This is a genomic window from Pseudomonas sp. TSRC2-2, assembly GCF_049897785.1.
Classification (GTDB): Bacteria; Pseudomonadota; Gammaproteobacteria; order Pseudomonadales; family Pseudomonadaceae; genus Aquipseudomonas.
This window is the reverse complement of sequence record NZ_JAFCWZ010000002.1, coordinates 594,513-620,493: the sequence shown is the minus strand read 5'-3', so window position 1 is coordinate 620,493 and position 25,981 is coordinate 594,513. Positions and strand designations below refer to the sequence as shown.

General features: G+C 54.5%; 20 protein-coding genes. 8 read left to right on the top strand and 12 right to left on the bottom strand.

Features of this window, described 5'->3' with window-relative positions; all coding sequences use genetic code 11:
• The first annotated feature begins 184 nt into the window (after positions 1-184).
• The 3 genes from ACP7D9_RS05945 to ACP7D9_RS05935 all read left to right on the top strand — a co-directional run bounded on the left by ACP7D9_RS05945 (position 185) and on the right by ACP7D9_RS05935 (position 2,525).
• Positions 185-1,558 carry a transporter substrate-binding domain-containing protein gene (locus tag ACP7D9_RS05945; RefSeq protein WP_101159366.1) on the top strand — a complete coding sequence of 458 codons (1,374 nt, stop codon included), beginning with the start codon at positions 185-187 and terminating at the stop codon, positions 1,556-1,558.
• Between the two features lie 117 nt (positions 1,559-1,675).
• Entirely contained in the window at positions 1,676-2,083 is a 408-nt protein-coding gene (locus tag ACP7D9_RS05940; RefSeq protein WP_101159367.1) for a response regulator, read from the top strand.
• 160 nt (positions 2,084-2,243) lie between these two features.
• Positions 2,244-2,525 carry a DUF3509 domain-containing protein gene (locus tag ACP7D9_RS05935; RefSeq protein ID WP_016771530.1) on the top strand — a complete coding sequence of 94 codons (282 nt, stop codon included), beginning with the start codon at positions 2,244-2,246 and terminating at the stop codon, positions 2,523-2,525.
• A 222-nt stretch (positions 2,526-2,747) separates the two neighbouring features.
• Here ACP7D9_RS05935 and ACP7D9_RS05930 read toward each other — a convergent pair whose 3' ends face one another.
• Entirely contained in the window at positions 2,748-3,947 is a 1,200-nt protein-coding gene (locus tag ACP7D9_RS05930; protein ID WP_101159368.1) for a CaiB/BaiF CoA transferase family protein, read from the bottom strand.
• A 146-nt stretch (positions 3,948-4,093) separates the two neighbouring features.
• Between ACP7D9_RS05930 and ACP7D9_RS05925 the strand changes: the two genes are divergently transcribed.
• From ACP7D9_RS05925 to ACP7D9_RS05915, 3 genes are all read left to right on the top strand, one after another.
• Positions 4,094-4,636, top strand: coding sequence for a YaeQ family protein (locus tag ACP7D9_RS05925; protein WP_007908961.1), 543 nt, complete (start codon positions 4,094-4,096; stop codon positions 4,634-4,636).
• Positions 4,637-4,690: 54 nt separating this feature from the next.
• On the top strand, positions 4,691-6,400 hold the full coding sequence (recJ, locus tag ACP7D9_RS05920) for a single-stranded-DNA-specific exonuclease RecJ (protein ID WP_101159369.1): 1,710 nt from the start codon (positions 4,691-4,693) through the stop codon (positions 6,398-6,400).
• A 255-nt stretch (positions 6,401-6,655) separates the two neighbouring features.
• Entirely contained in the window at positions 6,656-7,762 is a 1,107-nt protein-coding gene (locus ACP7D9_RS05915) for an NADH:flavin oxidoreductase/NADH oxidase (protein WP_101159370.1), read from the top strand.
• A 177-nt stretch (positions 7,763-7,939) separates the two neighbouring features.
• On the opposite strand, the gene ACP7D9_RS05910 is transcribed toward ACP7D9_RS05915, so the two are convergent.
• Positions 7,940-9,568: a glucan biosynthesis protein D gene (locus ACP7D9_RS05910; protein ID WP_101159371.1), complete on the bottom strand. Its 1,629-nt coding sequence runs from the start codon at positions 9,566-9,568 to the stop codon at positions 7,940-7,942.
• A 403-nt stretch (positions 9,569-9,971) separates the two neighbouring features.
• Between ACP7D9_RS05910 and ACP7D9_RS05905 the strand changes: the two genes are divergently transcribed.
• Both ACP7D9_RS05905 and ACP7D9_RS05900 read left to right on the top strand, forming a co-directional pair.
• Positions 9,972-10,157, top strand: a complete 186-nt coding sequence (locus ACP7D9_RS05905) for a hypothetical protein (RefSeq protein WP_101159372.1) — start codon at positions 9,972-9,974, stop codon at positions 10,155-10,157.
• A 176-nt stretch (positions 10,158-10,333) separates the two neighbouring features.
• Positions 10,334-11,056: a tellurite resistance TerB family protein gene (locus ACP7D9_RS05900; RefSeq protein ID WP_426156164.1), complete on the top strand. Its 723-nt coding sequence runs from the start codon at positions 10,334-10,336 to the stop codon at positions 11,054-11,056.
• A gap of 343 nt (positions 11,057-11,399) precedes the next feature.
• Here ACP7D9_RS05900 and ACP7D9_RS05895 read toward each other — a convergent pair whose 3' ends face one another.
• The 10 genes from ACP7D9_RS05895 to ACP7D9_RS05850 form a co-directional block, all read right to left on the bottom strand.
• On the bottom strand, positions 11,400-12,371 hold the full coding sequence (locus ACP7D9_RS05895) for a tetratricopeptide repeat protein (RefSeq protein ID WP_426156162.1): 972 nt from the start codon (positions 12,369-12,371) through the stop codon (positions 11,400-11,402).
• Positions 12,364-13,524, bottom strand: a complete 1,161-nt coding sequence (locus tag ACP7D9_RS05890) for a hypothetical protein (protein WP_426156160.1) — start codon at positions 13,522-13,524, stop codon at positions 12,364-12,366. Before ACP7D9_RS05890 ends, ACP7D9_RS05895 begins: the two co-directional genes overlap by 8 nt.
• A 1,129-nt stretch (positions 13,525-14,653) precedes the next feature.
• On the bottom strand, positions 14,654-15,751 hold the full coding sequence (locus ACP7D9_RS05885) for a DUF6708 domain-containing protein (protein ID WP_426156158.1): 1,098 nt from the start codon (positions 15,749-15,751) through the stop codon (positions 14,654-14,656).
• Positions 15,752-15,755: 4 nt separating this feature from the next.
• A complete protein-coding gene (locus tag ACP7D9_RS05880) occupies positions 15,756-16,514 on the bottom strand; it encodes a hypothetical protein (protein ID WP_426156156.1) in 759 nt (252 codons plus the stop codon).
• A gap of 292 nt (positions 16,515-16,806) precedes the next feature.
• Positions 16,807-17,649, bottom strand: coding sequence for a DUF6708 domain-containing protein (locus ACP7D9_RS05875; RefSeq protein ID WP_426156154.1), 843 nt, complete (start codon positions 17,647-17,649; stop codon positions 16,807-16,809).
• Between the two features lie 570 nt (positions 17,650-18,219).
• Positions 18,220-19,191: a tetratricopeptide repeat protein gene (locus ACP7D9_RS05870; RefSeq protein ID WP_426156152.1), complete on the bottom strand. Its 972-nt coding sequence runs from the start codon at positions 19,189-19,191 to the stop codon at positions 18,220-18,222.
• Entirely contained in the window at positions 19,184-22,195 is a 3,012-nt protein-coding gene (locus ACP7D9_RS05865) for a hypothetical protein (RefSeq protein WP_426156150.1), read from the bottom strand. Before ACP7D9_RS05865 ends, ACP7D9_RS05870 begins: the two co-directional genes overlap by 8 nt.
• A gap of 1 nt (position 22,196) precedes the next feature.
• Positions 22,197-23,030, bottom strand: a complete 834-nt coding sequence (locus ACP7D9_RS05860; RefSeq protein WP_426156148.1) for a DUF4123 domain-containing protein — start codon at positions 23,028-23,030, stop codon at positions 22,197-22,199.
• A complete protein-coding gene (tssI, locus tag ACP7D9_RS05855; protein ID WP_426156147.1) occupies positions 23,015-25,093 on the bottom strand; it encodes a type VI secretion system tip protein TssI/VgrG in 2,079 nt (692 codons plus the stop codon). Before tssI ends, ACP7D9_RS05860 begins: the two co-directional genes overlap by 16 nt.
• A gap of 134 nt (positions 25,094-25,227) precedes the next feature.
• Positions 25,228-25,743, bottom strand: a complete 516-nt coding sequence (locus ACP7D9_RS05850) for an Hcp family type VI secretion system effector (protein ID WP_007949952.1) — start codon at positions 25,741-25,743, stop codon at positions 25,228-25,230.
• Positions 25,744-25,981 lie beyond the last annotated feature (238 nt).

Sequence of the window (25,981 nt, the reverse complement as noted above, 5' to 3'; positions counted from 1 at the left end):
ATCGATAGAAATCTATAACCGTAAGCGACCTCATTTGTCCCTGAAATACAAAACGCCCGATGCGGTGCATCGGGCGTTTTGAAACTGAAACAGGTGTAAACCTATTTCAGGACTAGACATGCTGCCACACTGCTCGGGTTTTCACCCACGAAGGAGGGGTGAGTCGATCACGAAGGAAATGGCAATGCTGTTTTACAGAGGTTTGAAACCGGCGCTGGGCTGGTTGTTTATGTTGGCGCTGCTGGGATGGATGCACAGCGGCGTGGCAGCGCAAATGGTACGCGATCAGACGAATGCGTCCGTCAATGTGCAGCCTGTCGAACTCGACGCACGCGAGCGTCAATGGCTTCGCGAAAACCCGAAGGTGACGGTGGCGTCGGTGCAGTATCCGCTGTATCTGTTTCAGGACGAGCACGGGCAATGGAGCGGTCTTAACAATGATGTGCTCAAGCGTGTCACTGCGATGACCGGGCTGCAATTCGAGCATCAGGAATCCTTTTCCACCAATCACATGCTCGAACGTCTGCAAAGTGGGGTCGCGGACATCAGTACGACCTTGGCCATGAGCGATGATCGCAAGCTGTTCCTTGATTTCAGCCACGCGTTCGGCGGGGCGGGCTGGGTGTTCGTCGGGCACGCCAGCGCGCCGAGTGTGGAATCTTTCGAACAATTGGCGAAACGTGTTGTGGTGCTGCCGGCCCGGCATGCGCTCGAAGATGTGATCCGGCGTGACTATCCGTCGATTGAAATTCTTTCTGTAAAAACTTATGCCGAAGCGCGAGCGTTGGTCGAAAGTGGTGAAGCCTATGCCACGATCGAAAACGAAATCGGCGCGCAGCTCTATCCGTTGGGCATGCTCAAAGTCGGTGGCTTGGTGGAGGGCAAGTGGGAAGCCGATCATCTGGCTGTACGAAAGGGCATGCCAGAGCTGCTGAGTATTCTCAACAAGGCGCTGGAAGCTTTCCCGGCCGCTGAGTTGCGAGCGATCCGACTCAAATGGCTCGAAGGTATTTCGCCGGCACCCGTCCCATCGATCTGGCAGCAGTTGGTCGGGTGGGGATGCTGGGCAATGGGGGGTATTGGCGTTTTCGGAATGCTGTCGTTGGTGTGGAACAGACGCTTGGCGGCAGTGATCAAGTTGCGCTGTGAAGCAGAAAAGGAACTGGGTGATCAGTTGGCTTTTCAGCACGCCCTGATTGATTCCATGCCGGATCCGGTGTTCGTGCGCGATCTGCAGGGACGCCTGATCATCTGCAACCGCAGCTACGAAGAGGCGCTGTCGGTGCGCCTGGATCAGATGCAGGGGCGTTTGCTGATCGAGGTCGACGCGCTGCCTGAAAGTACCGCGCGGATGCTGCACGACGAGTATGTCTCGCAGTTGCAAACGCGTAAGTCGCGCTTCAGTAAGCGCGAGTTGCTATTCAATGGCGGGCCACGTGAGATCTATCACTGGACTGTGCCGTTTTACAGCGGTGACGGCAAACTGCGCGGCTTGTTGGGTGGCTGGACCGACATCACCCAGCGTCGGACCGAGAGCGGCTGCCGATGTCTGCATTAAAGAAGGGAAATGTCCTGCAAGACGCGGCTACTTTTCTGATGGGAGGCTTAAGACGCCTGGCCTAGAGTGAACGATAACTGCGGTGAGAGTCCGCGATGATCGCTTCAGAGGTCGCCCATGCGCTCGCTTAAAGTCCTGATTCTTGAACCCAACCCGTTCCAACTGATGGCATTGCATCAAATGCTCAATGCCATTGGCATCTACGACGTTTTGACGGCGCCTTCGCTTGCCTCAGCCTTGTGTTCATTAGGGCATCGCGGCGCAGTTGATATTGCCATCTGCGATCCGCAGCTCAAGGGTGGCGATGGACTGGCTTTGATTCATCACCTGGCGGCGCACCATGAGGCCCGTGCGCTGATTCTGCTGGGCTCGGTCGCGCAGAGCTTGTTGAGTGATCTGGAACCGGTACTTTGCCAACAACGCCTGCGCCTGCTGGGGCGGCTGCAAACGCCGGTCTCGGCAGTGTTGATGAGAGCTCTGCTCGACAGCTATCTGATCACGTCGCAAGCACTTGTCGAGGCCTGAAACCGGCGGTTGTTTTTCTGTCATCTTCGCCGTGCATGCTTTGTCAGACGCGGACCCGGAAGATCGGGGCGCGACAGACAGAACTTTCTTCTCGGGCCGGTGGTCATTTAATGTGAACACGCCCCAGGCACTGTTTTCGGACTATTGAGTGGAGATCGAGATGGAAAGTATCAGTCTATTGCTCGGTGAGGCTCTGAGCCCGTATCAGGTGACGCTGACCCCTCGCGGCAGCCATGGTGAATGTCTGGTGACGCTGAAGAACAGCAGCGGCGCGATTGTAGTGGAGCGCGAGTTCAATCAGGCCCAGTTGAGCGACAAGCGCTTGCTGACCGACGTAGTGGACGGCCTGCATCGTGACGTGATGATTGCCGAAGGACGACTGGAACCCTGCGTCATTGCGGCGTTGCGCAACGCCGCTCTGGACAAGCGTCCGGCCCTGTAAAGATGAAATATCTTTTGTGGGAACCTTCCTGCATTCCTGTCAGTCAGACCCCATAACAGCAGGATCAAGCATTGTGCTCCGGTGCTTGTCGCTTGCTGCTACGGGTCTCAAAGCAGACCCCGTTTAACCCCGAGTCGTCTCCCCACTTCTCGGGGTTTCTTTTGCCCGTCGGTTGCTCAATGCGCGGCTTGTTGCTCGAAAAAGCGAAGCGCCGGGTGGTGCTCAAATGGCCCCGTCTTCACGCAGCCGAGCGATTTGCGCCGCGTCGTAGCCCAGATCGCCAAGCACCTGCGCATTGTGTTCGCCAAGCTGCGGTCCGACCCACTCGGACGCGCCCGGTGTTTCGGACAGTTTCGGCACGATGCCGGGCATCTTGAAATCCTTGCCGTCCGGCAGCTTGGCATGGAGAAACATTTCCCGCGCCAGGTATTGCGGATCGCTGAACATGTCTTCGGCGCTGAAGATCCTGCTGACCGGCACATCGGCCTGGTTGAGCCGGTCGAGTACAGTTTGCAGTGGCAGCGAATTGACCCAGCGATCTATCACGCCATACAACTCGTCACGGCGACTGTCGCGGCCGTCATTGCTGGCCAGCGCAGGGTCATTGGCAAGATCTTCGCGGCCAATCACGAGCATGAAGCGTTTGAAGATTGCATCACCATTGGCGCCGATCTGCACATGTTTGCCGTCGGCGCTGGTGTGGATCGAGGAGGGCGTGATACCAGGCATGATGTTGCCGCTGCGCTCGCGGATGAAACCGAAGACGTCGAACTCCGGCACCATGCTTTCCATCATGGCGAAAATGGCTTCATACAGGGCGACGTCGACCACTTGGCCGTGTCCACCATTGACCTCGCGATGACGCAGCGCCATCAGCGCGCCGATCACGCCCCACAGCGCGGCAATCGAGTCGCCGATGGAAATCCCGGTGCGCACCGGGGGCCGATCCTCGAAACCGGTGATGTAACGCAAGCCGCCCATGGATTCGCCAACCGCGCCGAAGCCTGGCTGATCCTTCATCGGCCCGGTCTGACCGAAACCGGACAAGCGCACCATCACCAGTTTCGGGTTGAGTGCGTGCAGGGTTTCCCAGCTCAGACCGAGTTTTTCCAGTACGCCGGGGCGGAAATTCTCGATGAGGATGTCAGCTTCGCCCAGCAGTTGTTTCAGGATCGCCAAACCGTCAGGGTGTTTGAGGTTCAGGGTCAGGGACTTTTTGTTGCGTGCCTGAACGAACCACCAGAGGGAGGTGCCTTCGTACAACTTGCGCCACTTGCGCAGAGGATCGCCGCCGTCCGGCGATTCGATCTTGATCACTTCGGCGCCGAATTCGCCGCAAATGCGCGAGGCAAACGGCCCGGCGATCAGCGTACCCAATTCAATGACTTTCAGGCCCGAGAGCGGTTTGCTGGTAAACGGCATGCGAAATCCTGTAGGACAAGGTTGAGCGGATACAGGGTTTTAACATAGCCGACGGTCAGACGCCGCAGCTTGATTGCCATCAATTCGATGATTGCCTGTGGCATCGGTTAGACTTGCCGACTTTCCTCGTATCAAGAAGCCCGTTCATGGCCCAGCCGTCCACTACCTACAAATTTGAACTGAACCTCACCGACCTCGACCGCAGCGTCTACGAGAGCGTCAAGCAGACTATCGCCCGTCATCCTTCGGAGACCGAAGAGCGCATGACCGTGCGGCTGCTGGCCTACGCGCTCTGGTACAACGAGCAGCTGTCGTTCGGCCGTGGTCTGTCAGATGTGGATGAACCGGCCTTGTGGGAAAAGAGCCTGGACGACCGTGTTCTGCACTGGATTGAAGTCGGCCAGCCGGATGCCGATCGCCTGACCTGGTGCTCGCGCCGCACCGAACGCACCAGCCTGCTGGCCTACGGCAGCCTGCGCGTATGGGAAACCAAGGTGATCCCGGCGATCAAGAACCTGAAAAACGTCAACATCGCAGCCGTTCCGCAAGAAGTGCTGGAGACCCTGGCCAAGGACATGCCGCGTGTCATCAAGTGGGACGTGATGATCAGTGAAGGCACGATCTTCGTCACCGACGACCGCGGTCAACACGAAGTCCAGTTGCAATGGCTGCAAGGTGAGCGCGGCTGAGTTCGCGACACCGCTGATATTTCCCACGAATCAAAGAGAAGCCTCCGTCGCCCCATGCGTATCGAACCTCGTCAACTGCCTGCAACGCTGCCTTTCCTCGGTGATCTGCCGCCCCTGCTGACCCGCCTGTATGCGGCGCGGGGCGTGCTGTCGGAGGCGGAGCTGGACAAGAGTCTGGCGCGCTTGATTCCGTTCCAGCAGCTCAAAGGCATCGACGCGGCGGTAGCCCTGCTGGTGACGGCACTGGAGCAACGCCAGCGCATTCTCATTGTTGGCGACTTCGACGCAGACGGCGCCACTGCCAGCACCGTGGGTGTCCTCGGCCTGCGCCTGCTGGGCGCGGCGCACGTCGATTATCTGGTGCCGAACCGTTTCGAATACGGCTATGGCCTGACGCCGGAAATCGTCGAAGTCGCGCTGACCCGCGAACCGCAACTATTGATCACCGTCGACAATGGTATTTCCAGTGTCGAAGGCGTCGCGGCGGCCAAGCGCGCCGGACTGAAAGTATTGATCACCGACCACCACTTGCCCGGCGACGAACTGCCGCAAGCCGATGCGCTGGTCAACCCGAACCAGCCGGGCTGCGAATTTCCGAGCAAGGCGCTGGCCGGCGTCGGGGTGATTTTCTATGTTCTGATGGCATTGCGCGCGCGCCTGCGCAGCCTCGGCTGGTACGAGAGCAAGCCGCAACCGAACATCGGCGAACTGCTTGATCTGGTGGCACTGGGCAGCGTCGCCGATGTGGTGCCGCTGGACGCCAACAACCGCATTCTGGTGCATCAGGGGCTCGAGCGAATTCGGGCCGGCCGGGCGCGACCGGGGATCAAAGCGATACTGGAAGTGGCCAAGCGTGACGCGGCGCGGATCACTTCCACCGACCTGGGCTTCATCGTCGGCCCGCGCCTGAACGCCGCCGGGCGTCTGGACGACATGAGCCTGGGCATCGAATGCCTGCTCACTGCCGATGCCAATCGGGCCCGGGAAATGGCCGCGCAACTGGACGGCATGAACCAGGATCGCAAATCCATCGAGCAGGGCATGCAGCGTGAAGCACTGGCGCAGCTCAAGGACTTGCCGGTGGAGTCGATGCCGTTTGGTCTGTGCCTGTTCGATCCGGAGTGGCACCAGGGTGTGATCGGCATCCTTGCCTCGCGCATGAAAGAGCGCTATTTCCGCCCGACCATTGCGTTCGCCGATGCCGGTGATGGCTTGCTCAAGGGCTCCGGACGCTCTGTGCAGGGCTTTCATATTCGCGATGCGCTGAGCGTCGTCGCGGCGCAGCATCCAAATCTGATCGCCAAGTACGGTGGCCACGCGATGGCGGCCGGACTGACCTTGCCGCAGGAGAATTTTGCGCTGTTCGCCGAGGCATTCGACGCAGAGGTGCGTAGGCAACTTCGCGAAGAAGATCTCACCGGGCGCATGTTGTCGGATGGCACGCTCGCCGTCGAAGAATTCCACCTGGAACTGGCCCGCGCCTTGCGCCATGCCGGGCCTTGGGGGCAACACTTCCCGGAGCCGCTGTTTCACGGTGTGTTTCAATTGGTCGAGCAGCGCGTGGTCGGCGAGCGGCATCTGAAAGTGGTACTCAAAAGCGAATGCGGTTCGGTGAAGCTCGATGGCATCGCGTTTGGCATTGATCGCGATGTGTGGCCGAACCCGACGATCCAGTGGGTTGAACTGGCTTACAAGCTCGACGTTAACGAGTTTCGCGGCAACGAGACTGTGCAGTTGATGATTGCCCACATCGAACCGCGCTGAAGATCAAAAGGTCGCAGCCTTCGGCCGCTCCTGCAGTGGGCCGCATTTTCTCTGCTGGAGCTGCCGAAGGCTGCGATCTTTTCTGGAACCCCTCGAGATCCCCCATTGTCGACTAGGCTCTAAGCACTGCTTGATTGGCCTTGTGACGTCTTGTCGAATTTTGCCCGCGGGGGCGGGTGTTGCACCCTTTTTCTGTCACTCGTCGACTTTTCAAACAGAACCCTGGAGCCTGCCCACTGATTCGAGAGGTGCCCCATGAGTCTGCTGCTTGAACCTTTTACCCTTCGCCAACTGACCTTGCCCAACCGCATCGCCGTGTCGCCGATGTGCCAGTACTCCAGCGTCGACGGCCTGGCCAACGACTGGCATCTGGTGCACTTGGGCAGCCGCGCGGTGGGTGGTGCCGGTCTGGTGTTTACCGAAGCCACGGCGGTTACCGCTGACGGGCGCATCACTGCCGAAGACCTCGGTTTGTGGAACGACGAACAGATCGCGCCGCTGCAACGCATCACCCGTTTCATCACCGCTCAAGGCGCGGTCGCCGGTATTCAACTGGCTCACGCCGGGCGTAAGGCCAGCACCCATCGGCCGTGGATCGGCAAGCATGGCAGCGTCAAACCGGAAGATGGCGGCTGGACCCCGGTCGGGCCATCACCGATTGCCTTCGACCCGCAGCACACGCAACCGAAGCAGCTGGATGAAGGGCAGATCGCCGAAGTGATTCAGGCCTTCGTCGATGCGGCCAAACGTGCGCTGACGGCGGGTTTCAGCGTGGTTGAGGTGCATGCCGCGCACGGCTATCTGCTGCATCAGTTTCTTTCGCCGCTGAGCAATCAACGCCGCGATCAATATGGTGGCTCGTTCGAGAATCGTATCCGTCTGGTGCTGCAAGTCACTGAAGCGGTGAGGGCGGTGTGGCCAGAGCAATTGCCTGTATTCGTTCGCGTCTCGGCGACCGATTGGGTGGAAGATGGCTGGAATCCGGATGAGACCGTCGAGCTTGCGCGTCGCCTTCATACGCTGGGCGCCGATCTTATTGACGTGTCTTCAGGAGGGACCGCTGCAAACGCGGAAATCCCGGTTGGGCCCGGTTATCAGACGCGCTTCGCCGAACGTGTACGCAAAGAGTCAGGCATTGCCACCGGCACCGTCGGAATGATTACCGAGCCTGCGCAGGCCGAACACATTTTGCGCACTTGCCAGGCCGATATCATCTTCCTCGCTCGCGAACTGCTGCGTGATCCGTACTGGCCGCTGCATGCCGACGATGATCTGGGCGGGCGCAAAGCGGTGTGGCCGGCGCAATATCAGCGGGCGACGCATCGGGATCAGCCGATTCATGAATCGGATATGCGGGATTGACTGAAGGCTGGAAAGCAAAAGCCCCGAGCCAGTGATGGTCGGGGCTTTTGTGTGCTCGAGAGTTTTGTATTGCCTGAGCAGGCCTCTTCGCGAGCACGCCCGCTCCCCACAGCATACAAATTCCAATTGTGGGAGCGAGCCTGCTCGCGAATGGCGCCTGAGCTGGGCTTCAAGTCCTCAAGGGTACTTACGCTTGTCCGGCGCCGGCGGGAAATACTGGTACAACCAGGTCTCGCTCAATGTGCGGTCATTGGTGCGAATGAACAGGCGCAGCTCCACCGGCTCGACGCTGTCATTGGTCGGGTACCAGTCGAACAGGATCCGGTAACCCTTGATGTCATCCAGTACCAGCACACTGAAGTCCTGCACCTTGCCGTTGGAACAAGTGATCACCGGTTCGATCCCGGTGCCCTGCGGCAAGCGCTCCAGACCGCCACCGGTGAAGTCCACGGCAAAACGGCGCGCCCACACTTTCGGGTAATGCTCGCCGGGTGCCCAGCCTTCGGTGAACCCACCCATGCCGGAGCGGGTCGCATGCACCCGGGCCAACGGCGTTCCCACTGGCGGTAAGGCGCTCCAGTACAGCTTGTAACCGTAATTCAGTGAATCACCTGCCGCGACGGGTTTTTTTGGCGTCCAGAAGGCAACGATGTTATCCAGCGTCTCGCCGGTCGTAGGAATTTCCAGCAGATCGATCGAGCCTTCGCCCCAAGCGGTTGTTGGTTCTACCCACAGGCTCGGGCGCTTGCTGTACCAGTCGACAGTGTCCTGATAGTTGGCAAATTCGTGATCGGTCTGCACCAAGCCAAAACCCTTCGGATCGGTGTCGGCAAATGCGTTGAATTGCAGCGTCGCCGGGTTGTTCAACGGACGGCAGATCCATTCGCCATTGCCGCGCCACATGGCCAGGCGATCGGAGTCATGAATCTGCGGATGAATGGTATCGCACATGCGCCGTTCGTGAGTGCCACAGCTGAACATACTGGTCATCGGTGAAATGCCCAACTGTTCGATGGCGGTACGCGCATTGATGTGCGCATCGATTTCCATGACGACACGTTCGGCCTGGCAATCGATATCGAAGCGATAGGCGCCAGTAGCGCTCGGCGAGTCGAGCAGGGCATAAACCACAAACCGCGTGGCGTTCTTGTCCGGCGTCTCGAACCAGAATTGGGTGAAGTCGGGAAACTCCTCGCGCTTCTTCGCGTAGGTGTCGATGGCCAGGCCGCGCGCGGAGAGGCCATATTGGCCAGTGGCGTCGACCGCACGGAAATAGCTGGCGCCGAGAAACGACACCACGTCATGCCGATCCAGCTCCGGCGCCTTGAACAACTTGAAGCCGGCAAAACCCAGGTCGCCCTTGAGCTGCTGGGTGTCGACCGAAGTGTTTTCATAATTGAACAGCGCCGGGCGGAAATGTACTTCGCGCGCCATGCGTGTCTTGGGATCAACGCTGTACATGCGCACCGGCTGACGGAAACCCATGCCGACGTGGAAGAACTGTACGTCCAGCTGGCCTTTGTTTTCCTTCCACAAGGAGTGTTCGCCGTCGTAGCGGATCGCGTTGAAATTCTGCGGCGTCATGGTCGCCAGAGTTGGTGGCAACACCTGTTTCGTATCCTGATAGGCACTGCCGGCGAGCTGCTTGGCCTGACGCTTCAACGACTCGAAATCGAAGGCCTGGGCCTCACCATCAGCGGCGCCACCATTGGCAGCCCAAGCGCGAGCCGCTAGCAGGCCCGACGCGGAAAGACCGGTATAGGCCGCAATGGCCATGGACGCTTTGAGCAAATTCCTGCGGTGCATAAATACAACCTGTCGTGTGCAATCCAGCGCCGTTCCTGGCACCTGTCGGATCGGAAATTACGGTTCGGTCATGCCTTCGGCCAAACGCAACGGACTATAAACAGATGCCCGCTAGCTTAATCGGTTCGATTGTCGGGCAAAAAGGCTTGTTTGCATCGTGTCATCTGGCAATGAAACAAGACATGTCTGTAACTTTTCTGACAGGACTCTCTGATTTAGAGGGCATATCTGCTTTTGTCGATTAATTACTCTAAAAACCACTTTTCAACGCCGATTTAATTCCTATGCTATGGACAAGACCGGATACAAGCCTTCGTGCCGGCGGGGCACACGACGCTGCTCGAAGAGGCAGGGCGATGTGAGGTTCAGCAGTTTCTTGACTCAACAGAGAAGGACATCGTCCATGGCAAAAATACAGAGCATCACCGAAATCCTGGGCATCTTCCCTTGCTTGGGCGGCGGACGCAGAAGACGCCGTCTCAATTCCGACGAGTTGAAACTGGTGGAACGTTATCGAGAGCTGTCGGAAAGCGACCGGATCGCCATGCGCTATCTGGTGGATGCGATGCGCAGTGTTTCGCGATTCTAATAGAGGAGGGGAAAGGGGCAGGCCGAAAAGCCTGCGCCTTTTCATTGCGTAACGTGCGAACCGGGCTCTTGCGAGCAGCGAGCAACATCTGGAAGCACACTGGGAAGTCGGGACCGGGCACTTTCGAACTAGGCTGAGGGCCTTAGATCCGGATAACCCTTGTTTGGAGACGGAACATGAACACCCGTGGATTGCTCGATCAACTGCTCAAGTCCGGGCAGGAAATGCTGCAGAACAAGGCCGGCGGCGGTTCCAGCAAGTCGGCTGCCGGCGGACTCGGTGGTCTGCTCGGTGGCTCGCCTGGCTCCAGCGGCCTCGGGGGATTGCTCTCCGGCGCGGGCGGCGGCGCATTGGCCGCAGGCGCGATGGGCCTGCTGCTAGGCAATAAAAAGGTCCGCAAAGTCGGCGGTAAAGTGGCGATCTATGGCGGCCTGGCCGCATTGGGCGTGCTGGCGTACAAAGCCTACGGCAACTACAACGCGCAGAAAGGCAGCGCACCACAACGCGAACCGCAAACCCTCGACCGCCTGCCTCCAGCGCAGGTCGAGGAACATAGCCAGGCGATCCTCAAAGCTTTGGTCGCCGCCGCCAAAGCCGATGGCCACATCGACGAGCGCGAGCGCGAACTGATCGAAGGTGAATTCACCAAAATCGACAGCGACCAGGAACTGCAACACTGGCTCCACGCCGAACTCAACAAACCCCTCGACCCCACCGACGTCGCCCGCGCGGCGAACACGCCCGAAATGGCGGCAGAGATGTACATCGCCAGTGTGATGCTGGTGGATGAGGAAAATTTTATGGAGAAAAGCTATCTGGATGAGCTGGCGCGGCAGTTGAAGCTGGAGCCGGGGTTGAAGGTGGAGTTGGAGAGGCAGGTGCGGTTGGCGGCAGATTGATTCTATGGGGTGAGAAATCGCAGTGTTGTGCTGCGATTTTCCCTGGTCGCCTATTGAGGCTTAAATACGGATTAAGCATGGAAAGCTGTTTTGAATTTGTTCCATTCGTGAGCAGCGATGCAAGCAAGCCGATCATGAATTATTCAGTTTTTTCAAAAAATTCGAGTTTGCTTTTGATCCTGAACTCAGGTAGAAAAATTCGGAGTTTTTGATTGGACTACCGCTTTATCGTATTCGATATTTAGCATTTCGATCACAAATTCTTTGCAAGCGTGAATAGTTAGTTCTGATCGTTTGTGCTAACTGCAGCGCGGAACAAAGCTGGCAAGCATTAAGCGTTTTTTCAGTAGCCGTAAACGGGTACGAAATACGAAAGCGGAGGGTGCGATTTTTTCCATTCTTTCGCAAATACTATGCCAAGTTCAATTTCTTCTTTTGTCATTTTTTCTGCGATCTCAGGCAGGATCATTTTTCCATCTTCAGGTCCTGTTCCACCACCCTCGAGCTTGGACATCAGGTACGCTAGTCCATATGCCTCCACAAGATTTTTGGTGTATCCAAGATTGTCTGGCATATGAGCGACGCTGAGTGCATAGTTGCCTACGGCATTAATGTATCCGCCTTCAGCAGATTTTTTTAGCCAGTAAGCTGCATCCTCTTTTTTACCGTTGTGTTCAAACAAATAATTGGCGTAAAGATACATTGCTCTCGGATAACCACCATTAGCTGAGGCTCCATACCATTTCTCAACAGCCTTTTCACGACTGCCAGGAATCAAAAACCATCCCCCGCCGTCTTTATAAATACCGGCGAGTGTATTTTGAGCTAGTGGGTCACCTGCGTTGGCGGCTCTTTCCAACCAGTCAAATCCTTGTTTAGTGATAAACATTACTGTCATCGCTTCGGTGTCGCCATTCTGGGCGCGTTCACGCGCGATTTTTATTGCTTGCTCGCGCCAGTCATCAGCTGTCTTGCCCGTACATTCACCCAACTCGTTGCAGAGATCATTTTTACTGCTCAATCGGAGCATTGCATAAAGGTTGCCCTGTTCAGCTGCGGCCTCATACCATTTTCTCGCGTCGGAAGTCGTATATCTATTACTAAGTCGAATTGCTTCGGCCAAGTAATACTGAGAAGTACTGTCTCCAGCTTCCGCTGCTCTTTCCAGTAGCGGCTGGGAGTCATACCAGTCACTTTGCTGGTATAGAATTAATCCTTTTTCTTTAGCAGATTTTTGTTCCGGTGTTAGGTGTGCGAAAGCCGTGGAGGATATGAGTAATGAGAACAGTAGTCCAGATATAATCTTATTAATCAATGTTGGGTCCTTTATAAACTACTTTAGTATCTTGAATGGGGGCAAAGGCTGGGCCTTTGTAAATCGGGTTGTAATCGCAATATCCATTTAGACGTGCGCCGAGCTTTGCGACATGCTCGCGATATCGTAGTCTAGTATTATTGCTAATGGTGTCGAGAGCGTTGACGCGTTCTGCCATAAAAGAGTCAAGCTTCAATTTGTTTTTGCAGTATGCTGAACCTGCTTGTGCTGGACGTATTCCATCGCGGTTCATACGGATAATTGATTCTTCAAACTGCTGAGCAGCATTAGACTTGGTGGATATCCATCTTAGGCACTGCTCAATTGCTCTTTGCTGGATCTGATGCGCGTCGTCCTCCTCGAAGGTCTTATTCTCCTGCTCCTCCTCCACTGAAAAGGAAGTAGGAGCCGAGCTCAGCGCCATCAACAATGGTCCAAACGCTTGAGGTTGTAAGTTGAACACCCACTCACGCATCTGTTGCTGATTTTTGTCAAAAACGAGAGTGTAAGCAATCTGCCCACCCCGATCCCCTTCCGTGAGCGCTTCAAAAATCTCTTTAACAATTGCATACCCACGCACATACGCAAAAACTACATCAATACCTGTGGCGCCAAGGAAGCTCAGTTTTTCCATATAGGCTGATGCTTCCTTATCCACCCACTCAAGATCCTTGTATTGGTTCGCGGCCATTTCCTGTCGCACCAGTTCCGTCAGGGCCACGATGCTGTCGTAGCCGACTTCAAAGGTCAAATAACCTTTTACGCCTGCGCCCCAGACCAGGGCCCCCTTGATCGACAGCAATAGATGGCCGTTTTGCATCCGCAGCTGCATATCACCGGAGTAGCCGGCGCCGAGGGCTACGGCCATTTCCACTTCGAGTTTGGCCAGTGGACGCCACTGGTTGGCGGAGATGCGGTTGGGCACCGGTGCAGGAGGGAGGACGCTTGGGGGAGGGCACCAGAACAGTTTGCCGGTTACCTTGCACCCGGCCTGGGCACCGGCAAAGACTTCAAACTTTGCCAGATCGCCGGATTTTTCGGCCATGTCGACGCCGACCAGGCTGGTGTAGCCAGTTTTTTGATCCAGGGTCAAATCGCGCGACAGCATGAGACTTGCGCCGGCGAAGCCCCAAGCCTTGGCTTCAAGATTCAATGACAGTTTGCCGAAGTTGACGCTACGTACGCTGCCGTCGTGGGCCTTGTATTTCGCTATCCAGGGATCGGCCTATGCCCGTTTAGGGAACTCGACTTTGAGCAAGCTGACTTCCCCGCGCCACGCTGTTACCAATACGGAAAACGCTACCAAGTGATCAAATGTATCAGGTACCACTAACCAACTCCTAAAGCGGAACGTTCGTTGTGCTGGTATTTCCTTGTGCATGTCTTGTCGTTTTTTATCAAAGGTGTGGCGACCCTCCTAGGGTGCTTTAGCAGGGCAGAACTCCGGTCCTTTTTCCATATAGATCCGTATGGCTTCCCACTTACCCAAGGCATGGGCAGGAGTCATGACCTCCTGTGTGAAAAAGTGCACCGTATCGGCCTTGGGATTATCTATGGCCATGCCAAAGGTGTAGCTACTGATTACGCCTACTCCAGTGAATCCGGTGCTGACTGAGATCCACGCAACCTTGTCTTCCCAAGGCTGGATCACGGGTTCGTCGGAGCCATTCGGGAAGTAACAGACCTCTCGGCGTTGGTTAAATCGGATGGGTCTGGCGCGGGCTTTGTTCCTTGTGGTGCTGAGAATCGCGTACAGGCCAATCAGCGCTGCGCCCCCTCCACACCAGAACGCTAGTGATATTCCGAACTCAAAAAAATCGTTGAAGTAAAACCAGAAGCTTCTGCCGAATGGGTTTATGAATGCTGCGAAGCCCATCAATGTTGGGAGAACCAATAGACAAACGATAACTACGACTGTTGGGAGCTGATACAGCTAATCGCACTTGGAAAGACTTGGTGAGATTGCTGCTACCCAAGTCCAGATAGGTGTCGTTGACTTCAACAAAACTTCCGCCGAGATCCACTGGGATTTGCCCGGTCGGAACTGGCAGCGGTGAGAAAAATAATGCTTCACCTGGGCAAAACGACGAGTTCCACCTGCCGTGGGGCAGTGATTTTTAAGATCAAGTTCGACTTGCTGTTCAGGTTTGGATGGCATGCAATTCAACCGAGAAAATGTAGGCGGTATTGGCAACTACAGCAAAGCAAAGGTGACAGATTTATTTTCTAAAAAATACATCTATCACCCTGTCACCTTTAGCTCTCTTGGCTCCTACGCCTGGTTAATTATGCTGTGCTTCCTGTTCCGTTGATGAGCGCTCTAGATCTATTTTGAAGTAACTCATGAAATCTTGATCACGAGCAAAAGCTTTTTCGATTTTTGCTGACTGTTCTTTCAACGCTGCGCTCGGTTGTGCCCACTCTTCGGGTGGAAGCTCTTCTGACCACCTTTCAACTGACTCGGGAAATCCTTTCATGCTGTAGCGGTGATCCCATTCCGCTATCCAGTACGGAAGACGCCACAACGTAATTAAATGAGTCAAATACCACCATGCCACACCCAATGCAGAGCGCTCCTTGTGTTGGTATTCCTCTCGCATATCATCGCGTTCTTTATTGAAACTATGGCTGCCCTCAAAAGGGGCCTTGCCGGGGCAGAATTGAGTGCCCTTTTCCATGTAGATGCGGATGGCTTCCCATTTTCCTAAACCATGAATAGGTGTCATTACCTCTTGATTCAGAAAGTGTACCGTATCAGCCTTGGGGTTATCGATGGCCATGCCAAATGTATAATTTCTCATTACACCTACTCCCATAACTCCCGTACTTATTGAAAGCCAGGCGACAGTATCTTCCCAAGGTTGGATTATCGGTTCTTCAGATCCGTCAGGAAAAAAACAGACCTCACGCCGTTGGCGATTAAATCGAATTGGACGAGCTCTTGATTTTTTGAGGGTACTGCTGATTACTACATAGCTACCGAGGATCGCCACTCCCCCAGCGCACCAGATAGATAGTCGCAAGCCAAACTCAAAAAAATCGATAAAGTACCACCAGAAACTGCGACTAAAGGGATTATTGATTCCAGCGAGGCCTGCAAGTGTTGGAACAATTAATAAACATGAAATGAGTACGAGCATCACACTTGCGATCATCACTCTCGCTTGGAATGCCTTGTTCACATTACTGTTGCCTACATCAAGAAACGTATCGTTTACTTCAATGAAGCTTCCTCCCAAATCCATGGGCGTTTGCCCCGTCGGAATTGGTTTCGGTGAGAAAAATATGGCTTCACCTGTAGCGAAGCGCCGGCGTTCTCCCGCAAAAGGTCGGTTTTGTTTGAAATCAAACTCATCGTTTTTGTTAAGGTTCGAATACATGCTTTCAACCTGTCAGGTTTGGAGAACTCAAGGCTTCACTGTTGATTACTAACCATGGGGCATCGGATGCTCGAGTTCGTAGTACTGAAACTGGTGAAAACGAAAACTTGCCACTTTGGGCGTTAAACGTAACAGACTCGAAGCGCTTTTCTAGAAATATCTCTTCGCCTGCCACAGGGGGATAGCGCAGAGCAATACCCATGCCATGTTGCGCATTGGTTTCATTCTGAAAAATCTCAAAGCCAAGTTTGAGCGGTGCATCCAGAGCACTCAACAGATTGAGTTGATAGAGCATCGGCTCACTCCACGGCTCCCAGCCATTGACGATCAGTTGTCCCGAGTCGCCAGCCAGAGTCATACTGGCACCGGCCAGCTTGGCTCCATCACCTGAGCGAAGAGCTTCAGTCCGTCTTGCCGCAGAGCCTTTTTCGCCGTAAATACCAGTGCCAACTGCAATAGTGCTAAAAACATATGCAAAGGGGGTTAAAGCACCTGTGATTCTACCCAGTCTAGCTGCCAGTTTTATTTTTCCAGCAGCACTGGAATAGTTTTCTATTGCAGGAGACAGACTAGTGATAGCGATGCCTTGGAAGGCAGCGAAGGTGCCTCCTGCCATAGAAAAGAAGGGATTAAATAAAGCTAATTTGTCTGAAGCGTCCGCTTCTTTTTTGAGGGAGTATTTACTAGATACTCTAATAAAGCTGATTATTTGCATCACTGCCGCTGCCGAAGCGAACAAATCCCCGCCAGCTGACTTAGACACTTCTCGACTTAATCGCCTGTGGCAAAACGACGAGTTTCACCTGCCGTGGGGCGGTGATTTTTATGATCAAGTTCGACTTGCTGTTCAGGTTTGGATGGCATGCAATTGAACCGAAAATATTTAGGCGGTTTAGGCAACTACAGGGAGTCGCTAGTTACGGCTCGAAAAGGGACGGGCTTATTTTTTTTGAAATGAACCATCCCCTTTTGTTTTTCAGTTTTGTAAAAGCTCAGACTTGACCTGACGGCTCTCGGGCTATTGATTTCTGGCTACTATATAGCTCAGCTGTTTTTTATTCTTCTGCCTTGCTTTCGTTTAGGTTTGCCTTGAAGTACGTCATAAAATCCTGTCCTTGAGCAAAGGCTCTTTCGATTTTCGCGCTTTGCTCTTTAAGCGCGGGACTTGGCTTGCCACATTGATCAGGCGGAAGAGGTTTAGACCACTCAGCAATGGAATCAGGTAGAGATTTCATGCTGAAACGATGGTCCCATTCTGCTACCCAATACGGAAAACGCCACCAAGTGATCAGATGTGTCAGGTACCACCAACAAACTCCTAAAGCGGAACGTTCGTTGTGCTGGTATTCCTCGTGCATGTCTTGTCGTTCTTTATCGAAGGTGTGGCGACCCTCGTAGGGTGCTTTAGCAGGGCATAACTCCGGTCCTTTTTCCATATAGATCCGTATGGCTTCCCACTTACCCAAGGCATGGGCAGGAGTCATAACGCCTTGTCTCACAAAATGCACTACGTCAGCTCTGGAATCGTCGAACGCCATACCAAATGTATAGGCGCTTGTTACGCCTACTCCAGTAATACCTGTAATGATCGAAAGCCAAGATACTATCTCTTCCCATGGTTGAATGACGGGGAGGTCAGAACCTTCGGGAAAGAAACAGACTTCACGACGTTGGCGGTTGAATCTAATTGGACGGGTGCGCGACTTCGCTCTGGTAGTGCTTAAGATAACGTAAATACCCAAAAGCGCAGCTATACCTCCACCCCAAATACTAAAGGTCACACCGAAATCGAACATGCCTGCAGTTCTGTCCCAAAAGGACTCGGAAAATGGGGATCCCCAGGTAGTAGATCCTGCAAGCAAAGGCAAAATAATCAGGCATGAAAAAATAAACATCATCCCGAGCCCAATCATTGCCCTCGCTTAGAAAGCCTTGCCGAAATTACTACTGCCTACGTCGAGGAATGTATCATTTACCTCAACAAAGCTTCCGCCCAAATCCATGGGGACATTGCCCGTTGGTATCGGAAGCGGGGAGAAGAATAATGCCTCACCTGTCGCGAATTTACGTTTCTCACCAGCCACGGGCCGTATTTTTTTGAGATTTAGATCGTCGCTCGATTGCTCATTTATTGAAGACATTAGGTTTGCCCGGCTTGTTTTGATGATTCGAGCACAATTAGCGTGTCGGTGGTCACAATGAATGCTTGAGCAGCTGTATTTCGTGCGCTGAGAAACCCGGTTGTTGAAAATCCCTTTCCGCTTCCAAGGTTAAGTGTTTTGGTTGAAACATTATTTCCTGATGTTTTTGGGCTCCCGGGACTGGAAGGTATCGCAACTTTGTGGCAGGGCCGTGCAAAGGGGTGTTTGATTAAATGAAAAAGCGACGGATTATTTAATTGCAGAAGTGTCTGTTAAATAAATCCATCGCTTTTTTTTGTTGGTTGTTCTCTAAGCGTAATGGGTTCGCTAGTACCCGTATGTCGGATGAAAATACGATAAAGGAGGGTGAGATTTTTCCCATTCTTTCGCAAACGATATCCCAAGATTTATTTCTTCAGGTTGCATTTTTTTTGCGATTTCTAAGAGGTTCAGTCTTGCATCCTCCGGTGCGATTGCTTCACCTTTGAGGCTTGCTATTAAGTAGGTGAATCCGTAAGCCTTAACGAGATCTAAAGGGAATCCATAAGTGTCTGGAAGATGGGCAATGTTTAATGCATAGCCCCCTAATGCGTTTATATGTCCGGATTCAGCTGTTTTTTTGAGCCAGCTTCCGACCTCTTCTTTACTGCCATTGTGTTCATATAAATAGTTTGCATACAGATACATGCCAGGAGGAAAACCTCCTTCTGCTGAAGCCTTAAACCATTTTTTTATTGCTCTCTCCCGACTCCCTGGGATCAAAAACCATCCCTCTCCACTTTGGTAAGCACTAGCGAGCCGCTGTTGAGCAAAACTATCACCCGATTCTGCGGCTCTTTCTAGCCATTCCAATCCTTGATTTGCCGTAAACAGCACAACCATTGCCTCCGTATCACCTTTGTCGGCACGTTCACGGGCAATTTTTAAAGCTTGCTCTCTCCAGTCAACATTACCTTTCCCCGCGCAGTCATCTGATAAGTTGCAAAGATCCTTTTTACTACTTAGTCGTAGCATAGCGTAAAGTTCACCTTGCTCTGCCGCGGCGACGTACCAATTTCTGGCCTCCTCTGTCATGTATCGATTGCTCAGCCGTATCGCCTCACCTAGAAAATATTGAGATTTTTTATCGCCGGCCTCAGCTGCGGTTCGTAAAAAAGATTGCGAGGAAGTCCATGCTCCTTGTTGATAAAGAATAATTCCCTTGTCTTTGGCTATTGCCTCGGACTCTGTTAACTGTGCAGCGCAGGCACTGGATAAAATAAAGAATGTAAAAAAACTTAAGATTACTCGATTAATCAATGTTTGGCCCTTTGTAAGTAGCTTTGAGACCTTGAACTGGTGCGAAAGCAGGTCCGGTGTATATGGTGCTGTAGTCGCAGTGCTTATCTAAACGTATTCCAAGTTTAGAGACCCGATCTCGATACCTGGATCGCATGGCGTTGTTGGTTTCGTCAAGCCCTAATACCCGTTCAGCCATAAATAGATCTAGCTTTGCCTTGTTTTTACAGTAAGAGAGTCCAGCTTGTTCAGTTCGTGCACCATCTCGATTCATACGGATGATCGCTTCTTCAAACTGTTGGTTTGCGTCAGGCTTGCTGGATATCCATCCTAGGCATCGTTCAATTGACTGTTGCTGTAAAAGGTGAACTTCATCTTCATTGAAATTTTCTTTTTCTTTTCCGCTGTCTTCTACTGTGAGCGGTTTGGGCGGAGTGCTCAGCGCCAGAAGTAGTGGCCCTAATGCCTGCGGTTGCAAGTTATATACCCAATCCCGCATTATTTTCTGGTTTTCAGCTATTGCGATTGAGTAAGCAATCTGCCCACCCCGATCCCCTTCCGTGAGCGCTTCAAAAATCTCTTTAACAATTGCATACCCACGCACATACGCAAAAACTACATCAATACCTGTGGCGCCAAGGAAGCTCAGTTTTTCCATATAGGCTGATGCTTCCTTATCCACCCACTCAAGATCCTTGTATTGGTTCGCGGCCATTTCCTGTCGCACCAGTTCCGTCAGGGCCACGATGCTGTCGTAGCCGACTTCAAAGGTCAAATAACCTTTTACGCCTGCGCCCCAGACCAGGGCCCCCTTGATCGACAGCAATAGATGGCCGTTTTGCATCCGCAGCTGCATATCACCGGAGTAGCCGGCGCCGAGGGCTACGGCCATTTCCACTTCGAGTTTGGCCAGTGGACGCCACTGGTTGGCGGAGATGCGGTTGGGCACCGGTGCAGGAGGGAGGACGCTTGGGGGAGGGCACCAGAACAGTTTGCCGGTTACCTTGCACCCGGCCTGGGCACCGGCAAAGACTTCAAACTTTGCCAGATCGCCGGATTTTTCGGCCATGTCAACGCCGACCAGGCTGGTGTAGCCAGTTTTTTGATCAAGGGTCAAATCGCGCGACAGCATGAGACTTGCGCCGGCGAAGCCCCAAGCCTTGGCTTCAAGATCCAATGACAGTTTGCCGAAGTTGACGCTACGTACGCTGCCGTCGTGTGCCTTGTATTTCGCTATCCAGGGATCGGCCTTTGCCCGTTTAGGGAACTCGACTTTGAGCAAGCTGACTTCCCCGCGCCACGCTGTTACATCCAGTGCAACCTCCAAGTTGGCAATCTGAGGGGAACCACTTTTCAGAGTGGGGCCTTCCATTTTGACTTCCGACAGCAGGTTGGCGCTTTCCGGGAGTAAGCATCGAACCAGTTGGGCCTGGGGGCTGTTGTCGAACAGCATGAGATTGCGCAGCTGTTTATCTTCGAAAACCATGGCTTTCAGGTTTTCGCCCCAGGTTTGGCGTTTGGCTTCGGCTTTCAGGCTTTCGACTTTGTAGCCTTTGGCTTCCAGCGCCGCGAAGAACTTATCAGGCACAAACAGTCCATGTTCATCGAACCATGGTCCCTTTTCATCGAATTGGAGCGCACCTTCCTGTTCCAGCCAATCGCTGAATACCCGGTCGTCGTCGGCCTCTTTGGCAATCGATTTCGGCAGACTGGTCGCCAGTTCCTTGAGCTGTCCTTGGAATGCGTTACCACTGATTTGTGCCAGGTGTTTCAGGCTGATGTGGTTGAGGATCGTCGTTGACGAGGCGCTACTGAGTTCGCGCAGAGGTATGTTGGTTTTGGCCAGACGTTCGATCGGCTTAGGCTTATAGCTTTCCGCTTCCCACAGGAACAGGCGGGATGGCTTGAGCCCACGTATACGCGCCTCTGCAGTAAGCTGGATTCGCTCTGCCTCGTTATTCAAGTCGTACCACTGCTTTTGCAAACTGACGAACAGGACGCCGGGCGGTGCGGACTTGCCGCCAGTCGCCGACACCCATTGAGAGTAACGCTCCTCGATTTTTTTTTCGAGTTCATCGCGTTTGTTGGTCAGCTCGATAAACGCCTGAAAATCCTCGCTGCCGGTGTATTGGTCGTCAGGGCTGAGCGCGAACTCGGGAACTGCAATCCCGCATTCGGCAACTTCTACGATAGCGTTTATGTACGTTGACATCAGATCTTTCAACGCCAGGATGTTGAGCTGGACACCCCTTAGCTTTTTTTCGTCGATCTCGCCGGTTTCGATCAGCTTTTTGTGAAGAGCCTTGTACTCTTTCAAGTGCTCCCAGGCCGAAGCGATCTTGCCAGTGCCAGGATCAAACATTTTGTAGCCGTGGGCTTTCGCCTTGTCGCGCTCTTCAATGTATTTGTCAATTGCGTCACGCGCCTTCAAGGCACGCGGGGTATAAAAAACTCCGTTTTCCCGTTTGTACCCCAGTGTCTTTGCTTTTGCATCGGAGACTTTTTCCAGCGTTTGCATGTTCTGCTGATTTGTCTCGATGCGTTTTCCGGCGTGGAACATCTCACGTTCGGCATGCATTACCGCGTCGCTATCACCTTTGGCTTTTGCCGCTTCCCAATCCTTGCGGCACTGTGCTTTTTTTGCAGTGTCTTCGGGGATTGCGGCTTTCGACGCCATATAACTGGTGTGTTGCTCACCTTCAAGAAAAGCTTCCGGACCCGGAGTGAGGAAGTAGTCCATCAAACCTGCATCGGCGATGTTGCTCATGCGCGTGGCTTTATCAGTGTCGACGGTTTTCTGTTTGAGTAGGCTGACGCTTTCCTTGAGTTTCTCGGACGTGCGCTTGGGCAACAGCCAGAAACGGCGCTGACCAGTGACGTAGATGATGTCGTCATAGCTGCTGCTGCAGCCTGGCTTCATGTCTTTGCAGAACGTTTCCGCGTCGGCAGTCTTTTTTGGCGGATCGGCCGGAATGACAACAGGTGGTTGTTCTGGCGCGGGTGTTTGTTCGGACGTACCTGTCATCTCAGACTTCCAGTCGTTGTACTTTCTCGAATGCCGGCATGTCGCTGCTCAGCACGTTCATGACGTCAGTGCGGGCCTGTAACGGACCTTGGTTTAGATTCGGCAGCAGGCGCTCAAGATGACGTCCTTCTTCAATGCCGTGATCCACCAGCAGTTGCAAATTATCGGCCACGCCAGACAGCTGCGAATCCGATAAGCCCGTAGCGGACTCGGCGTTCCGCAGCCGAATCCAGTACCACCAGCGGATTTCATCGAACGCTATCAGTGTGTTGCTCTTTAGTTGCAACGGATATTTTTGTTCGACGCTAGAGGTATCAACTTTTTCTGTTTGTTCCCAAAGGCGCCATTGTTGATCGTCTCTGTGGGCGGGCGGGGTGAAGACGCTGTCCCAAGGGCCAAACAGAGGTTGGACGGGTACCGTCAGCGCTAGCGCGCTCCAGAATGCCGGGTCGTAGTAACGCGCCAGCGAGTCACCATGAGTCGGGTCGTTCATGCGCAGGAGGCGACGAGCATGCAAGAGCGCGGTCTCCGGTTTTTCACGTGAGGTGAGCAGAATGCCGGCGCGGTTGTCGTGGCATAGCTCAAGGGCTTGGGCGGCGGCAGGACTTCCCGGTGTCAGTTGTAGCCAGATCGGACTGACATCATTCATTTCGGCAAACGGCGTGTCCTGAAACAACTTTTCAACACCATTCAACCCGGCCTGTTGGAAAAGCTTTTCCAGAGCCCGAGGCTGGCGAACGCTGTCTACGATGCCATACAGGGTGCGGTTTGCGGTGGTGCCCGATGGCGTCGTGGCCACGGGTTTTTCCAAAAAGTGACTTAACCATTCAGACATGGGCAAACCTCCCGCGAGCAAGCGCCATTAGCTTGTTTTCCACAGATCGGAACAAGGGGCAGGCCTTGAATGCTTTTTCGTACGAACGGGTTTGCCATAGGTGGCACTGTTACCTGCCCCGCCTTATCAGCATCAGCCTGTTTTAAAGGCCCCGGCATCAACGGCGCAGCAACAGTCCCACTGCCCGGACTACCACCGGAGTTCATATTGATCACCGGCCCGCTCATGGTCACGCCGCCAGCATCAATCTTGATGAAGCTGCCGCCGCCGACCAGGGTCAGCTCGGCGCCGGCCTCCATGACCACTTTCATGCCGCTGCTCAGGTGGATTTCCTGGCCTGCGTCGATGAACTGGCCGGTGCCGATTTTGATGTGCTGGTTGACGCCCACGGTGAGGTGGTCGTTGGCGCGGGTTTCGACTTTGCGGTCGGCGTAGACGGTGTGGTGTTCTTCGGCCTTGAATTCGCTGTAGCTGTTCTGTTCGACGGTGTCGTGGCGTTCGTTGCCGACGCGGATTTTCTGGTCGTGCTCGATGTTTTCGTCCCAGTCGCGCTGGGCGTGCAGGTAGATCTGTTCCTGCCCTTTTTTGTCTTCGATGCGCAGTTCGTTGTAGCCGCCACCGCCCATTGAGCTGAGGGTCTTGAAGGTGCTGCGGGTCTTGTTCGCTGGTAGCTCGTACGGGACGGTGTTTTCCTTGTGGTACAGGCAGCCGCTGATCAATGGCTGATCGGGATCGCCTTCAAGGAAGGTCACCAGCACTTCCATGCCGATGCGCGGGATGGCGATGCCGCCGTACTGGGCGCCGGCCCAGGCGCTGGAGACGCGCAGCCAGCAGCTGGTCTTGTCGTCGGCCTGACCTTCGCGGTCCCAATGGAACTGGACTTTGACCCGGCCGTACTCGTCGCAGTGGATTTCTTCGCCTTTCGGGCCGGTGACCACGGCGCTCTGGCTGCCGAGGATGCGCGGTTTCGGGTGGCGCAACGGCGGGCGATTGGGTACGTCCCACGGCGTGGCCTGGAAACGGTTGCGATAACCCTGATGGAAATCGTCTTTCAGCGCGGTGGTGTCGCTGGTCACCGACTCTTCGAGCACCTGCGGTTGCTTGCCTTCGTGCAGGACTTCGGTGAGCAGCCAGAGGTCGTTCCACTTGGCTTTCGGGTGTTCGGTCAGGGCGAGGAAATGGCCGCTGACCAGCAGTGGCTGATCACTCTTGCCTTCGGCCAATTGGAAGTCGCTGCGATGGCGTTCGAGGGCGCGTTTGGCCAGGTGCTTGCCGCGCTCGCGGTCGATGAAACGGCCCGGGTAATCATAGTCTTCGAGGTCGGGCAGGGCGTCGCCACGGTTTTCGCTTTCCAGTGTCAGGCGCGGCTTTTCGAAGTCGTAATCGCGGCGCGTGGTGCGGCTGGTGCGGGTTTCCAAACGCAGGTCGAAGCGCTTGATCACCGGGTTGCTGGCGACCATGCCCGAGTCTTGCTGATAGGGCACAGGCGCGAGTTTCGGGAACACCGTCTGGTCATCGCCGAACACCAACTTGTGCGCGTTGGCGCTGTGCTTGAAGTGGAAGTGAATGCCTTCTTCCTCGCACAGACGTTGGATGAAGTGCAGGTCCGACTCGTCGTATTGCACGCAGTAGATGCGCTCGGGATAGATCGAACCGGTCTTGAATTCGTAAGCGTTGCTTTGGATTCCGTGCTCTTCGAGGACCATACCGATGATTTTCGGCACGCTGAGGTTCTGGAAGATGCGCTGGTTGATGCGGTGCGCCAGATACGCCAGTTGTGGGCGCAGCGTCACAGAATAACGGGTCAGACGCTTGCCGGAATCGCCTTGCGCGGCGCGGTAGATCTGGCCATGAATGCCGCTGCCGTCAGGCGACAGCTGCAGAAAGGCCGGTTTGTGCAGCAGGGTTTCGAGGTCCAGCGACGGCTGCTCACTGACCAGCTCCACCTCAAAGACAAAAGGCTGGCTGATGGCTTCCCGGCCGGTCAGGGTGAATACCTGAAAATCGGCGGAAAGCCCTTCGATGGTCAGGGCAAAGTGGGTTTCATTGGCCGGCGCGAACATCCCTTGTTCCTCGTGCTGTACAGCGGCGCTCGTCGACGGCCGCAAAAAAGCGGCTCAACGTACGCGAAATTCTGGAGGGGCGTAAACAACATCGACCAGCAGAGCTGGCCGATGCTTGTAACGGTCAGCCGTAATTAAACGACTGGAGCACGCCAGTCATCGGAACCCGAAGTACCGGATACTTCGTGGGTCCAGGTGATTTTGCGGTAGGTGAACTGCACTTCTTCCAGGTGGGTGAAGTGCGCGTTGCCTGGATCCTGGCAGTTGTGCATTTTGTTGTTGATGGCGACGATGATCGCGTCTTCCAGTTTGGTGGTGTAGTAGTGCTCTTGGGTGCCTTGGGCCGAAGTGCGGTACCACTGGATAACGATTTCGCTCATGCGCTCGCCGGAAGTCAGTGCTGCTTGCAGCAGTGGCGAAGCCTTGTCGTAGACCTTGGTGATCACAACTGGCTTGTGAACGCGCTGACCGGTTGGCTGACCGGATTGCGGGTCACGCGGGATGATCACGTCGTGGGTGAAAGCCTGAACCATGACCTGGTCTTCGTGGCCTTCCTGATAGGTGTTGCCAACGGAGTCGGCGGTGAAAGCGCCGGCAGTGATCAGGCCTTGTTTTTCGCCGGTAACCGACATGTACGCTGGTGTTGCCATGGGGTGCTCTCCTTGCGGATAAAGTTAGGGTGCCCGGAGGCGAAATCGCCCGGTGGGTGGCTGAGGGATATCAAGGAGCGTGCCAGGTTTTGCGCGGTGCCCGGATGGCGGGGGCTTGAGGGCGGCGGATTCAGAAACGGCCGATTTTTTACCGCGATAACCGGAAGAAAGTGCGCAAGAAGTTGCGCAGTACTGCGCAACTTCTTGCGCACTTGGCTGCAGGACTTGAACGGTGTGG